Origin of the sequence: Pseudomonas spartinae, from assembly GCF_965197125.1 — a bacterium.
In the GTDB taxonomy this organism is placed as follows: Bacteria; Pseudomonadota; Gammaproteobacteria; order Pseudomonadales; family Pseudomonadaceae; genus Aquipseudomonas; species Aquipseudomonas composti_A.
On the sequence record NZ_CBDAMB010000006.1, the window covers coordinates 193789 to 207715 of the forward strand.

Here is a 13927-nt window from a genome sequence, read left to right on the forward strand (position 1 = left end):
TGGCTTCCGCTAGCCCGGAACCCATTGGTACCACATGAAAAGAATGCTAATTAACGCAACTCAGCCCGAAGAGTTGCGTGTTGCCCTGGTAGATGGCCAAAAACTCTACGACCTGGACATCGAGTCCGGCGCCCGCGAACAGAAAAAGGCCAACATCTACAAAGGCCGCATCACCCGCGTTGAACCCAGCCTTGAAGCCGCTTTCGTCGATTTCGGTTCCGAACGCCACGGCTTCCTCCCCCTCAAAGAAATCTCCCGCGAATACTTCTCCAAAGCCCCCGAAGGCGGCCGCGTCAACATCAAGGACGTGCTCAAGGAAGGCCAGGAAGTCATCGTCCAGGTCGAGAAAGAGGAGCGCGGCAACAAGGGCGCCGCCCTGACCACCTTCATCAGCCTGGCCGGTCGTTATCTGGTGCTGATGCCGAACAACCCGCGTGCTGGTGGCATCAGCCGCCGCATCGAAGGCGAAGAGCGCAACGAACTGCGTGAAGCGCTGAATGGCCTCAACGCTCCGGCCGACATGGGCCTGATCGTGCGCACTGCCGGCCTGGGCCGCTCCAGCGAAGAAATGCAGTGGGACCTCGATTACCTGCTGCAACTGTGGAGCGCCATCAAGGAAGCCTCCACCAGCCGCCCTGCCCCGTTCCTGATCTACCAGGAATCCAACGTCATCATCCGCGCCATCCGCGACTACCTGCGCCAGGACATCGGCGAAGTGCTGGTCGACAGCGTCGAAGCCCAGGAAGAAGCCCTGAGCTTCATCCAGCAGGTGATGCCGCAGTACGCCAGCAAGATCAAGCTGTACGAAGACAGCGTGCCGCTGTTCAACCGCTTCCAGATCGAAAGCCAGATCGAAACCGCCTTCCAACGTGAAGTGAAGCTGCCGTCCGGCGGCTCCATCGTCATCGACCCGACCGAAGCCCTGGTTTCCATCGACATCAACTCGGCGCGCGCCACCAAAGGCAGCGACATCGAAGAAACCGCCCTGCAGACCAACCTGGAAGCGGCCGAGGAAATCGCCCGCCAACTGCGTCTGCGTGACATCGGCGGCCTGATCGTCATCGACTTCATCGACATGACCCCGGCGAAGAACCAGCGCGCCGTCGAAGAGAAGGTGCGTGAAGCACTGGAAGCCGACCGTGCCCGCGTTCAGGTCGGTCGCATCTCGCGCTTCGGCCTGCTGGAAATGTCCCGTCAGCGCCTGCGTCCGTCGCTCGGCGAGACCAGCGGCATCGTCTGCCCGCGCTGCAACGGCCAAGGCATCATCCGCGACGTCGAATCCCTGTCGCTGGCCATCCTGCGCCTGATCGAAGAAGAAGCGCTGAAGGATCGCACCGCCGAAGTGCGTGCCCAGGTACCGATCCCGGTCGCTGCCTTCCTGCTCAACGAGAAACGCAACTCGATCACCAAGATCGAACTGCGCACCCGTGCGCGTATCGTGATCCTGCCGAACGATCACCTGGAAACCCCGCACTTCGAAGTCCAGCGCCTGCGTGACGACAGCCCGGAAGCGCTGAGTGGCCAGACCAGCTACGAAATCGCCGCGACTGCCGAAACCGAAGAAGCAACTGCCCAGCCGGCGGCCGCCACGCGCACCCTGGTTCGCCAGGAAGCCGCGATCAAGGCTGCACCGCGCAGCAGCGCGCCGGTCGCTGCCGAGCCGCAACCGGCACCACTGGCCCCGACCAAGGCGCCTGAGCCGAGCCTGTTCAAGGGCCTGGTCAAGTCGCTGGTCAGCCTGTTCGCCGGCAAGGAAGAAGAAGCCCAGCCAGCAGTCGTCGAGAAGAAGAGCAGCGAGCGTCCGCCGCGCGAAGAGCGCCGCAATGGTCGCCAGCAGAGCCGCAATCGTGGTGGTCGTCGCGACGAAGAGCGCAAGCCTCGTGAAGAACGCGCCCCGCGTGAAGAACGTCAGCCTCGTGAACCGCGCGAAGAGCGCCAGCCTCGCGAAGAGCGTGCTCCGCGTGAAGAACGCGCCCCACGCGAGCCGCGTGAAGGCCAGGAAAACCGCCGCGAGCGCAAGCCGCGCGAAGAGCGTGCACCGCGTGAAGAGCGCGTACGTGAACTGCGCGAGCCGCTGGATGCTGCCGCTAACGAGCAACGTGAAGAGCGCGCCGAGCGCCAGCCACGTGGCGAGCGCCAGGAGCGTCAGCGTCCGCCGCGCGAAGAGCGTCAGCCACGCGCTGAGCAGGCCGAAGCCGTGCAGGACGAAGCCCTGCCGAACGAGGAGCAACTGCAGGACGATGAGCAGGACAACAACGATGGCGAGCGTCCGCGCCGCCGTTCGCGTGGCCAGCGCCGTCGCAGCAACCGTCGCGAACGTCAGCGCGATGCCGATGGCAACCTGATCGAAAGCGCCGAGAACAGTGAAGCTGCAGGTAACGAAGCGCAAGCCGCGGCTCCGGCTGCCGTAGCCACTGCTGCCGCCGTGGTTGCAGAAAGCGTCGACAGCAGCGAAAGCGTTGCCAGCGAAGCGCCGGCCACCGAAACACCGGCTGCTCAGGCTGAAGAAGCCCCTGTCGCTCAACCGGTCGAGGCACAAGCCGAGACTACCGTGAGTGAAGTGGTCGAGGCCGCTCCGGTCGCAGAGAACGTGGTCGAGGCAGAGCCTGTCGCCACTGCCGAAGCCCCTGCTGACGTGCAAGAGCCTGCCGCAGAAGCGGTCGTGCAAGCCGAACCGGCTGTAGAAGTCGCTCAGGAGCCTGCTCCAGCGCCTGCAGAGGAAGCGCCTGCCGCCACGGCGGCTCCGGTCACTGCCTCTGGCCGCGCGCCGAACGATCCGCGTGAAGTGCGTCGCCGCAAGCGCGAAGCTGAGCGTCTGGCCCGCGAAGCCGCCGAAGCTGCAGCTGCAGCGCCGGCCGTGGAAGAAGCTGCGCCGGTCGTGGAGCAAAGCGCTCCGGCAGAGGCTGAAACCGTCGCTGTCGAAACCGCCCCTGCCGCTGAGCAAGCTGCCGAGCAAAGCCCTGATGCCAGCGAGCAGAATGCGAGCGAAGCGGTAGAGCAAGCGCAGCCGGAAGAAGAAGCACAGGCCGAGAAAGAGGAGATCAAACCTCAGGTTTGATCATTCTGCGGTCAGCAAAAAGGGGATGCCTAGGCATCCCCTTTTTCATTTCCGCTTTTTGTGGTGGTGACGCATGCGCAGGCTCTGAACAGCCCGTTTCTACACGAGCAAGCCTTAGAGAACGTTGGGCTCGATCTCCAGCTCCACGCCAAAACGCGCTAGCACATCGGCCTGGATGCGCTGCGCAAGCTGCAGCAGCTGCGCCCCCGTTGCCCGGCCGTAGTTAACCAGCACCAGCGCTTGCAAACGATGCACACCGGCATCGCCGTCGCGAAAGCCCTTCCACCCTGCCCGCTCGATCAACCACCCCGCCGCCAGCTTGACCAGGCCGTCGCCTGCCGGATAGCTGACCAGGTCAGCATGCTCGGCGCGGATACGCTCCGCCAGTTCGAACGCCACCACCGGGTTCTTGAAGAAGCTGCCGGCATTGCCCAGCTCCACCGGATTGGGCAGCTTTTCGCTGCGGATGGCGCAGATGGCCTGACTGACATCGGACGCAGTCGGCGCTTCGATACCCATTTCCACGAGACGCTGACGCACCGGACCATAATCCAGACGCAACGAAGCCAGGCGGCTCAAACGGAAACGCACGCGCAGGATGAGCCAGCGTCCGGCTTCACGCTTGAACAGGCTGTCGCGATAGGCGAAGGCGCACGCCTCCAGGCCAAAGTCGCGCAGCTCGCCGGTCTGCCGATCCAACGCAGTCAGGCCGGCGAACAGATCCTTGATCTCCACCCCGTAGGCGCCGATGTTCTGCATCGGCGCGGCGCCGACGGTCCCGGGTATCAGGCTGAGGTTTTCCAGGCCGCTCAGGCCCTGCGCCAGGCTCCACTGCACGAAGGGATGCCAGGGCTCGCCGGCTTCGGCCTCAACCAGCACCTGGTCGCCATCCTCACTGAGGATACGAATGCCGCGACTGGCCATGCGCAGCACCAGCGCCTCGACATCACGGGTGAGCAGCAGGTTGCTGCCGCCGCCGATCACCAGCAACGGCAGACCTTGCTGCAGCGCCAGACTCAGGGCCTCACGTACATCACCATCGTCATGCGCCTCGGCGAACAGCCGTGCACGCACATCCACGCCAAAGCTGTTGAAGGCCTTGAGCGAAACGTCATTCTGCAGATTCAGGCTCACAGGCGCCCCTTGATTTCCACCAGCAGCGCATCGCTGGCTTGCTCGATCAGATCCAGCACCTGCTCGAAGCCGTCTTCGCCGCCGTAGTAAGGATCAGGCACCTCATCCAACGCCAGCTCATAGCGGCGCAGGTACAGGTCAAGATCGGCGCGGGCATTCGCCGGGCGCAATGCCTGGAGGTTGCGCAGGTTGCTCTGATCCATGGCCAGGATCAGGTCGAAGCGCTGAAAGTCGGTGACCTCGACCTGACGCGCACGCTGCGCCGACAGGTCATAGCCGCGGCGCAACGCAGCCTGCCGCGTGCGGCTGTCCGGCGCTTTGCCGACGTGCCAGTCGCCGGTCCCGGCAGAGTCGACCTGCACACGATCCTCCAGGCCGGCCGCGCGCAGCTTGTGGCGGAAGACGCCCTCGGCGGTGGGCGAGCGGCAGATATTGCCCAGGCAGACGAAAAGAACCTTCATCAGGCCCCCAGCAGGTGGCGAACCCGTTCCAGGTCCTCGGCGGTATCCACCCCGGCAGCCGGCGCTTCGATGGCGTCGGCAACGTGGATGCGCACGCCGTTGTACAGCGCGCGCAGTTGCTCCAGGCATTCGGTGTCTTCCAGCCAGCACGGGCCCCAGGCGACGAAGTCATGCAGGAAGCCGGCGCGGTAGGCGTAGATACCGATGTGACGACGATACGGCACGCCTTGCGGCAGCACCTCACGGCTCTTGGCGAAGGCATCGCGAGCCCAGGCCAGCGGCGCGCGACTGAAGGTCAGGGCCAGGCCGTTCTTGTCGGCAACCACCTTGACCACATTGGGGTTGAACAGCGCGGCGACGTCCTCGATGGGCTCGGCCAACGTGGCGATCCCGGCCTGCGGGTTGGCCGCCAGGTTGGCGGCCACCTGATCGATTATCACAGGCGGAATCAGCGGTTCGTCGCCCTGCACGTTGACCACGATGGCATCGGCCGGCAAACCGAGCTGGGTGGCGACTTCAGCCAGGCGATCGGTGCCGGAGTTGTGATCCTCGCGGGTCAGCAGCACCTCGGCACCAAAGGCCTGGCAGGCTTCGACGATGCGCGCGTCATCGGTGGCGACCACCACGCGCTGGGCCGAACTCTTCTTCGCTTGCTCCCAGACGTGCTGCACCATGGGCTTGCCTGCGATGTCCTGCAGCGGCTTGCCGGGCAGACGGGTGGAGGCGTAACGGGCGGGAATGACGACGGTGAAGGCTGCGCTCATTTACTTGTCCAGACGCTCATCGGTGTTCAGCGTGCGCGCTTCGCTTTCCAGCATCACCGGAATGCCATCGCGAATCGGGTAAGCCACGCCGGCCCCCTTGCTGATCAGTTCGGTCTTGTCTTCGGAAAGCTGCAGCGGGCCCTTGCAGATCGGGCAGGCGAGGATGTCGAGCAGTTTAAGGTCCATGGCGGAGTCCTTGATGGGGTCATCAAGACCCCGGTATGAGGCGGGTCAGCTGCACATCCAGCCAATCGACGAAAGCCGGCGTAGGCACGGCGTCGACGGCTAGGTACCACCAGTCGGCGGCAGCGAAGGCCCGGCATTTCACCGCATCCTTTTCCGTCATCAGCAGTGGCAGCGGCGGCTCGAAACTGAGCCGCGCGGCATCGTACTGGGCATGGTCGGCAAAGGGGTGCGGAACCGGCCGCCAGTTTAGCGCTTCGAGGGTATTGAAGAAACGTTGCGGGTTGCCAATACCGGCGACGGCATGCACGCGCTGGCCAGGCGGGAAGTGATCCAGGCCGACGCGCTCGCCACTGGCCAGGTTGACCAGCGCAGTCGGTTGCAGGCGAAAGGCGTAGCCGCCTGCGCGATCGGCCTCGGCGCCGTTGAACAGCACGGCATCCACCTCGTCGAGGCGCTCGGCCGGCTCGCGCAAAGGCCCAGCCGGCAGGCAGCGGCGATTACCCAGACCGCGCGCAGCGTCGACCAGCACCAGCTCCAGATCACGCGCCAGACGGTAGTGCTGCAGACCGTCGTCGCAGAGGATCAGGTCCAATGGTTCCTCGGCCAGCAACGCACGCACGGCGCGGCTGCGATCCGGGTCGATCATCAGCGGCACGCCGCTGCGCTGGACGATCAGCAGCGGCTCGTCACCGCCCTGCGCGGCTGGCTGCTCGGCCCGCACGCGCCATGGCAGGCTCGGCGGCGTAGCACCATAGCCACGGCTGACCACGCCAACCCTCAGGCCACGGGCGCGGCAGTGTTCGATTAGAAAGAGGATCAGCGGCGTCTTGCCGGTACCGCCGACGGTGATGTTGCCCACCACCAGCACCGGCACCGGCGCACGATAGATATCGCCCTCGCCAGCCAGGAAACGCGCGCGCTTGGCCTGCACCACGCGGCGATACAGCCACTCCAGCGGGCGCAGCAACGACAGCGCCGGGTGGCCGCGATACCAGGCCTCGAGCAGGCGATCGGCAGCGCTCACTTACGGACTTTCCTGTGCTTCCACCGTGGTGATGCGCAGGTGCGCGAAGCCCAGCTTGCCGGCAGCATCCATGGCGGTGATCACCGACTGGTGCGGCGTCTTGCCATCGGCACTGATGATCAGCGGCAGACTGTTGTCGCCAGCGGATTCCTTCTGCAGTGCAGCCATCAGATTGCTCAGATTGCTCTCCAGCAGCGCCTTGCCGTTCACCGAATAAGCCCCGTCGGCGCCAATTATCACCTCGACCTGCTTGAGCTCGGTCTGCTCGGGCGGCGTACCGCTGGCAGCCTCGGGCAAGTCGACCTTGAGCTGGGTTTCACGGGTGAAGGTGGTGGTGACCACGAAAAACAGGAGCAGGATGAACACCACGTCGATCAACGGGGCCAGGTTGATCTCGACGTTCTCCCGCGGTTTGCGCCGGAATTTCACGCCTTGCCCTCACCCAGGTCGACGTCGCGATCACCCTGTACCATCTCCACCAGCTTGATCGCCTCCTGCTCCATGCCCACGACCAACTCGTCGACACGACGCTGCAGGTAACGATGGAAGAACAGTGCCGGGATCGCCACCATCAGGCCGGCAGCCGTGGTGATCAGCGCCTTGGAGATACCGCCGGCGAGCACCGGCGCATTGGCCATGCCCGAGCCCATGAAGGAGCTGAAGATCTCGATCATGCCCAGGACGGTGCCGAGCAGGCCCAGTAACGGCGCGATGCCGGCAATGGTGCCAAGGGCATTGAGGTAGCGTTCCAGGTCATGGATGACGCGTGCCGCGGCCTCTTCGATGCACTCTTTCATGATCTCGCGACCATGCTTGGAGTTGGCCAGGCCAGCCGCGAGGATCTGCCCGAGTGGCGAATGCTCACGCAGTTCCTTGAGTTTCTGGTTGTTGAGCTTCTTGTCCTTGATCCAGCGCCACACCTGAGCCAGCAGATTGGCCGGGGTAACGCGGGCGGGCCGCAGGGTCCACAGGCGCTCGGCAACGATACCGGCCGCGACAATGGAACAGAGAATGATCGGCAGCATCATCCAGCCGCCAGCTTTGACCAGTTCCCACACGGTAGAGATTCCCCCTCAAAAAAGTGGCGCCACTCTAGCATAGGGCGCAACGCCCGCCGACCGCTGCTGTTCTCATTTTTCCCGCCAGAAACGTGGCTCGCTTCGCAACCCACGCGGTGCGGCCTGCTCGCCCAGGCGAATATGCAGGGCGCCGCGCAATGCAGTGTCATGCACTTCGACGCCTGCACCCTGGTAGCGCGCCAGCACCTGCGGATGGGGATGACCGAACGCATTGTGGCGACTGCGAGTGATCAGCACATGCTGCGCCGCGACGGCATCGATGAAGGCCTGACTCGATGACGTACGACTGCCGTGATGCGGCGCCAGCAGCCAGCGCGAGGCCAGCGGGAAATCGTCCTGCAGCAGCGCACGCTCGGCCTGGACGTCGATATCCCCGGTCAGTAACAGCCGCTCGCCCGCCGCATCGATCTGCAGCACGCAGGAGCGCTGGTTGCCGGTTCTGCCCTGCTCCCACTGCCACACGCGGAACATCACGCCATTCCACTGCCAGGACGGCGCCGACTCGCAGGCTTCGGCGCCAAGCGTCGCATCCAGCCGCTGCGGCTCTCCGCTGATCACCCGGGCGACCGGCATTGCAGCCTTGATCGCAGCTGCACCGCCAGCGTGATCATTGTCGGCGTGGCTGAGCAGCATCAGGTCGAGACGTCGCAGATTGAGTGCGCGCAAGGAAGGCAGGACGATACGCTCGCCGGTGTCGAAATCACCAAAGCGCGGCCCCGCGTCGTACAACAAGGCGTGTTCGCGGGTGCGCACCAGCACTGCCAGTCCCTGCCCTACGTCCAGCACCCAGACATCGGCCCGCCCATCATTGAGCTGCTGGGCGGGCAGGAACAATGCAGGCAACAGCAGCGCAATGCCTGGCAGACGCAGCGGCACCCCGGCCGGTAGCAGAAGCAGCAACGCTCCCGACGCGGCCAACAACCAGGCCCACAGCGGCAGGTTGCTCGGTAACCAGGCGGGCAGCCAAGCGGCGATGATAGCCAGCAACTCGAAGAGCAGGTACAGCGCACCGCCGGCCAGCCACAGAAGCCCCTCGCCCACCAGCGGCACGGGCAACAGCAGCGTCCCCAGCAGCGCCAGCGGCACCACAACCAGTCCCACCCAGGGTACGGCAATAAGATTGGCCAGCGGCCCGCTGCTGCTCACCGGCAAACCCAGAATCAGCATCATCGGCAACAGGCCAATCGCCATGGTCCACTGCGCACGCGTCAGCCCACGCCACCAACCCCAGGCGCCCAGCCGGCCGCCGAACACCAGGGCAAGAATCGCCACCGCCGAGAACGACAACCAGAAACCCGGCTGCAAGGATGCCAGCGGCTCCAGCAGCAGCACCACAAGCAAGGCCAATAGCAGTGGCCACCAGGCGCCCAGATGACGAAAGCGCATGCGCCAGAGCAGTACCAGCGCGACCATCACGCAGGCCCGGCGCACCGGCACCTCGAAACCAGCCAGCAGTCCATAGACCAAGGCCCCGCTCAAGGCCAGCGCACAGGCGCAGGGCAACCATGGCAGACGCGCCGGCCAGGCGCCGACTCTGGCCAGCAATGCCACCAGCCCATAGAGAAAACCTGCCAGCAGCGCGATGTGCTGCCCGGAAATGACCATCAGATGGACCGTGCCGGTGTGCTGCAGCAGACGCCAGTCATTCGTACTCAGACCGGATCCATCCCCAAGTACCAGCGCGGCAATGGCGCCTTGGCGCTGGAATGCCGGCACGGCCAGCAGATGCTGACGCAGACTGTCGCGCCAACTGCCGAATCCCGTCGCCGCGGCCAGACGCTCACCCGACTTGATCGTCCCCGTGGCGCCAATGCGCTGAGCCAGCAGCCAGGCTTCGTAATCGAAGCTCTGAGGGTTCACCAGGCCATGCGGGCGCTTCAGGTTGACCGCGACACGCCAGCGCTCGCCGCCCTGCACCACGGGCCCGCCGTACCAGGCCAGGCGCATTCTTTTCGGCAACTCGGCGCGCCGCGAGTGCGCCTCTTCGAACTGAAAGCGCACTACACCAGCGGACACCTCCGGCAGCCCGACCACCCGTCCCTCCAGCCACAGCGTACGGCCATCGAGCTGCGGATCGAGGCGATCATCCAGCGCCGATTGCGCCGAACTGCAGGCCCAGGCCAATCCCAGCACAAAAAAGCCCAGCGCAAAGAGCCGTGAGAACAGCAATGCCAGGCCGATGCAGGCGGCCGCCAGGAGCAGCCACGTCGGCGGCAGGCTTGGCAGAAAGCGCAAAGTGAGCAGGCCCAAGGCCAGCGCCAACATCCCTGTCCGCATGACTCCTCCCTGCTGGTGAGCAGATCCAATACTCACCTCTGGTCACAATATGAAAGCGCTGGCGATGGTGATTCCGTGCATAATATCGGCGCTTTTTGCCTGCCCAGAGACTCTTCATGCCGCGTCGTTTATTCAAGCGCTACATGCCAAACCCTGACAGCATCAAGGGTAACAAGTCCCTGCGCTTTCTCGGCAAACTGATTCACGACCCCAATCTCTGGCATCTAAACCGTCACTCGGTAGCCCGTGGCATGGCCATCGGCCTGTTCTGGGCGATGATCCCCATGCCCATGCAGATGCTGGCCGCCGCCGCAGTAGCCATCCCGTTGCGCGCCAACTTGCCGATCTCCATTGGCCTGGTCTGGCTGACCAACCCGATCACCATGCCACCGGTGTTCTACTGCACCTACAAATTCGGCGCCTGGCTGAGCAACTCACCCGCCGTGCGCATGCCCAGCCACCTCAGCCTGGAGTGGATCACCGCCGAACTGTCGTTGCTGTGGAAACCGCTGCTGCTGGGCTCGTTCGTATCCGGCCTGATTCTCGCCGCACTCGGTTACGTGCTGACCATGTTGTACTGGCGCTGGTGGGTGCAGCGCAGCTGGCGCAAACGCCAGGAACGCCGCCGCCAGACACAGCAAGGCTAGAACGAAAAAAGCCGTCGAATCCGACGGCTTTTTTGTCACTCGTAGCGCAGCGCTTCGGCCGGCTGCACCTGGGCTGCCCGCCATGAAGGATAGAGCGTGGCAAGGAAGCTCAAGATCAGCGCTGCCGAGCAGATCAGCGCCACGTCCAGCCACTGCAGGTCAGATGGCAGGCTGCTGATGAAGTACACATCGGAGCTCAACACCTGCTGCCCGGCGAACGACTCCAGCCAGGCCACCAGCGCACTGACATTGAGCGCTGCCAGCACGCCCAGCACCGTGCCGATCAGCGTGCCGACCAGGCCGATGACCGAGCCCTGCACCATGAAAATGGCCATGATCTGTCGCGGCGTGGCGCCCAAGGTGCGCAGAATGGCGATATCACCGCTCTTGTCGGCGACCACCATGATCAGGGTGGCGATGATGTTGAACGCCGCCACCGCGACGATCAGCAGCAGGAGCAGACCGATCATGGTCTTCTCCATTTTCATCGCACTGAACAGGCTGCCCTGGGTGTGGGTCCAGTCGTCGGCGCGGTAACCCGCGCCCAACTCGGCAGCCAGTGTCTTGGATACCTGCGGCGCCTGGTACAGATCTTTCAGCGCCAGGCGAATACCCGGCACCGTGCCATCTGGCAGACGCTGCATGGCGGCTGCGTCGGCGACGTTGATCAGGGCCAGCGAGCTGTCCAGCTCGGCGCCGACCTTGAATATCGCCGCAACGTTCAGGCGCTGCATGCGCGGGGTGACACCGCCGGGAGCGCTGCTCAGCTCGGGGATGATCAAGGTCAGCTTGTCGCCCACCTGCAAGCCGAAGCGCCGCGCGGTGATATCGCCGATCACCACGCCGAATTCGCCGGGCTGCAGATTGCTCAGGCTGCCCTGGCGGATGTGCTCGGGCAGGATCGACACCTTGTCTTCTTCTGCCGGGTCAATGCCGTGGATCTGGATCGGCTGCATCAGCCCGCGATGCGAGAGCATGCCCTCCAGCTCGGCATAGGGCGCGGCAGCCTGCACCTGCGGATTGGCCATGGCCTTGGCCGCCAACGCACGCCAGTCGGCGACCGGCTCGGTACCGTAGAGCATAGCGTGCGGCACCATGCCGAGGATGCGTGAGCTCATCTCCTTCTGGAAGCCGTTCATGACCGACAGCACCACGATCATCGCCAGCACGCCGAGCGCCAGGCCGATCATCGATGTCAGCGAGATGAAGGAGATGAAATGGTTGCGGCGCTTGGCCCGTGTGTAGCGAGCGCCGATGAAGATACTCAGCGGACGAAACATCAGAGGGTCACCAGTTTGCCGTCCTGCAGGCTGAGCACGCGATCCATCTGGCGTGCCAGCTGCATGTCGTGGGTCACCACCAGAAACGCGGTATTGGAGTCGCGGCTGAGTTCACGCATCAGCTCCTGAATGCCTTCGGCGGTGTGCTGATCGAGGTTGCCGGTTGGCTCGTCGAGCAGTACCAGGCCGGGCCGGTTGACCAGGGCGCGGGCAATCGCCACACGCTGACGCTCGCCACCGGACAGCTCGGACGGTTTGTGACTCAGCCGATGCCCCAGGCCAACGCGCTCGAGCAACGCAGTCGCGCGTTGACGCGCCTCGGCAATCGACGTCTTGCCGATCAGCAGCGGCATGCAGACGTTCTCCAGCGCGGTGAACTCGGCCAGCAGGTGGTGAAACTGGTAGACGAAGCCCAATGCGCGGTTGCGCAAAAGCCCGCGCGCAGTCTCGCTCAGTGCCGACAGCTGCTCGCCGGCCAGCCAGACACTGCCCTCGCTCGGCGTATCCAGGCCGCCGAGCATGTTCAGCAGGGTGCTTTTGCCGGAGCCGGAACTGCCGACGATCGCTACGCGCTCGCCCGGGAAGAGTTCCAGTTCGAGCCCATCGAGCACCACCACCGACTCGGGACCCTCGTCGTAGCGCTTGCTCAGGTTGCGGCAGCTGAGCACGGCATTGTGCTGTTTCATGGCGTTCTGATTCATGGACTCACTCATAGCGCAGGGCCTCGGCAGGCTGGGTACGCGCGGCACGCCAGGCCGGATACAGGGTAGCGAAGAAGCTCAGCAGCAACGCCGCGGTGCAGACCATCACCACGTCGGCGCTCTGCAGTTGCGAAGGCAGGTAATCGATGAAATAGACATCGGCGTTGAGAAACTTGATGCCCAGCAGGTGCTCGATAACGGCGATCAGGCTGCTGATGTTCAGTGCAGCGACAATGCCCAGCAGCGCGCCGATGAAGGTGCCGACCACGCCAATCACGGTGCCCTGCACCATGAAGATGGCCATGATCTGCCGCGGCGTGGCGCCGAGGGTGCGCAAGATGGCGATGTCGCCCTTCTTGTCGGAGACCACCATCACCAGCGTCGAGATGATGTTGAATGCGGCCACCGCGACGATCAGCAGCAGCAGCAGGCCGATCATGGTCTTCTCCATGCGAATGGCCTGATACAGATTGCCGTGGGTACGGGTCCAGTCGCGGGCGTAGAAATCACCACCGAGGCTCTGGGCGATTTCCCAGGCGCTACGCGGCGCCTGGAACAGGTCATCGAATTTCAGGCGCAGGCCCTGCACCTGGTCCGGTTTCCAGCGCTGCAGGCGCGCCAGGTCGCTGATATTGGCCAGCGCCAGGGCGCCGTCGATCTCGCCGGCGCCAACGTGGAAGATGCCGGTAACGGTGAAACGCTTCAGGCGCGGGAACATGCCGGCCGGAGTCACGGTGACCTCGGGCGCGACGAAGGTGACCTTGTCACCGAGCTTGAGGCCCAGCTTGGCTGCCGCCTTGTCGCCGATGACCATGGCGAAATCCCCTGGCTGCAGGCTGTCGAGGCTGCCCTGCTGGAAGAAGCCATCGATGATCGACACCTTGCGCTCCTGCTCGGGGTCGATGGCATTGATCAGTACTTTCTGCACCTTGCCATCGTGCGTCAGCAAGCCCTGCATCTGGGTGAAGGGCGCCAATGCCTCGACGCGCGGATGACGCTTGACCTGGCGAGCAAGGGCCTGCCAGTCGCTGACCGGCGTGGGCGACTCGACCGTGGCATGCGGAATCATGCCCAGTACGCGGGTGCGCATCTCGTGGTCGAAACCGTTCATGACCGACAGCACCAGGATCATCACCATCACCCCCAGGGTGAGGCCGAGCATGGACGTCAGGGAAATGAAGGAAACGAAATGGTTGCGGCGCTTGGCCCGCGTGTAGCGCGTACCGATGAATACGAACAGTGGTCTGAACATGTCGGGGAAGAGTCAGGGGGAAAAAGGAACGTCCTTGTGGCAGGCCCTGGCTGGCGGCCTTACA

Annotated in this window: 13 protein-coding genes; 2 read left to right on the forward strand and 11 right to left on the reverse strand. The window is 64.3% G+C overall.

The features are described 5' to 3' along the window. Positions 1-34: 34 nt before the first annotated feature. Positions 35-3058 carry a ribonuclease E gene (gene rne, locus ACN8M7_RS15230; protein ID WP_490261297.1) on the forward strand — a complete coding sequence of 1008 codons (3024 nt, stop codon included), beginning with the start codon at positions 35-37 and terminating at the stop codon, positions 3056-3058. 114 nt (positions 3059-3172) lie between these two features. Here rne and murB read toward each other — a convergent pair whose 3' ends face one another. From murB to ACN8M7_RS15270, 8 genes are all read right to left on the reverse strand, one after another. Then, a complete protein-coding gene (gene murB, locus ACN8M7_RS15235) occupies positions 3173-4192 on the reverse strand; it encodes a UDP-N-acetylmuramate dehydrogenase (RefSeq protein WP_490261298.1) in 1020 nt (339 codons plus the stop codon). After that, the gene (locus ACN8M7_RS15240) at positions 4189-4653 is read right to left on the reverse strand and encodes a low molecular weight protein-tyrosine-phosphatase (protein ID WP_490261299.1); all 465 of its coding nucleotides are present in this window, start codon (positions 4651-4653) and stop codon (positions 4189-4191) included. Before ACN8M7_RS15240 ends, murB begins: the two co-directional genes overlap by 4 nt. Then, a complete protein-coding gene (gene kdsB, locus ACN8M7_RS15245) occupies positions 4653-5417 on the reverse strand; it encodes a 3-deoxy-manno-octulosonate cytidylyltransferase (protein WP_490261300.1) in 765 nt (254 codons plus the stop codon). The genes ACN8M7_RS15240 and kdsB overlap by 1 nt, the downstream gene beginning before the upstream one ends. Continuing rightward, positions 5418-5603 carry a Trm112 family protein gene (locus ACN8M7_RS15250; protein WP_013714804.1) on the reverse strand — a complete coding sequence of 62 codons (186 nt, stop codon included), beginning with the start codon at positions 5601-5603 and terminating at the stop codon, positions 5418-5420. 22 nt (positions 5604-5625) lie between these two features. Further along, positions 5626-6627, reverse strand: coding sequence for a tetraacyldisaccharide 4'-kinase (gene lpxK / locus ACN8M7_RS15255; RefSeq protein ID WP_490261301.1), 1002 nt, complete (start codon positions 6625-6627; stop codon positions 5626-5628). Further along, positions 6628-7056 (reverse strand): ExbD/TolR family protein, encoded by a 429-nt coding sequence (locus ACN8M7_RS15260; protein ID WP_490261302.1) that lies wholly within the window; start codon positions 7054-7056, stop codon positions 6628-6630. It abuts the gene before it with no gap. Further along, positions 7053-7685: a MotA/TolQ/ExbB proton channel family protein gene (locus ACN8M7_RS15265; RefSeq protein ID WP_061240335.1), complete on the reverse strand. Its 633-nt coding sequence runs from the start codon at positions 7683-7685 to the stop codon at positions 7053-7055. Before ACN8M7_RS15265 ends, ACN8M7_RS15260 begins: the two co-directional genes overlap by 4 nt. A gap of 72 nt (positions 7686-7757) precedes the next feature. Next, positions 7758-9983, reverse strand: a complete 2226-nt coding sequence (locus tag ACN8M7_RS15270; protein WP_490261303.1) for a DNA internalization-related competence protein ComEC/Rec2 — start codon at positions 9981-9983, stop codon at positions 7758-7760. 116 nt (positions 9984-10099) lie between these two features. On the opposite strand from ACN8M7_RS15270, the gene ACN8M7_RS15275 reads away from it, so the two are divergent. Continuing rightward, positions 10100-10630 carry a DUF2062 domain-containing protein gene (locus ACN8M7_RS15275; RefSeq protein ID WP_061240333.1) on the forward strand — a complete coding sequence of 177 codons (531 nt, stop codon included), beginning with the start codon at positions 10100-10102 and terminating at the stop codon, positions 10628-10630. A 35-nt stretch (positions 10631-10665) separates the two neighbouring features. On the opposite strand, the gene ACN8M7_RS15280 is transcribed toward ACN8M7_RS15275, so the two are convergent. The 3 genes from ACN8M7_RS15280 to ACN8M7_RS15290 are packed head-to-tail and all read right to left on the reverse strand — an operon-like array spanning position 10666 to position 13863. Continuing rightward, positions 10666-11910 carry a lipoprotein-releasing ABC transporter permease subunit gene (locus ACN8M7_RS15280; protein WP_490261304.1) on the reverse strand — a complete coding sequence of 415 codons (1245 nt, stop codon included), beginning with the start codon at positions 11908-11910 and terminating at the stop codon, positions 10666-10668. Next, positions 11910-12596, reverse strand: a complete 687-nt coding sequence (lolD, locus tag ACN8M7_RS15285; protein WP_490261375.1) for a lipoprotein-releasing ABC transporter ATP-binding protein LolD — start codon at positions 12594-12596, stop codon at positions 11910-11912. The genes ACN8M7_RS15280 and lolD overlap by 1 nt, the downstream gene beginning before the upstream one ends. Before the next feature lie 19 nt (positions 12597-12615). Beyond that, a complete protein-coding gene (locus ACN8M7_RS15290; protein ID WP_490261305.1) occupies positions 12616-13863 on the reverse strand; it encodes a lipoprotein-releasing ABC transporter permease subunit in 1248 nt (415 codons plus the stop codon). Positions 13864-13927 lie beyond the last annotated feature (64 nt).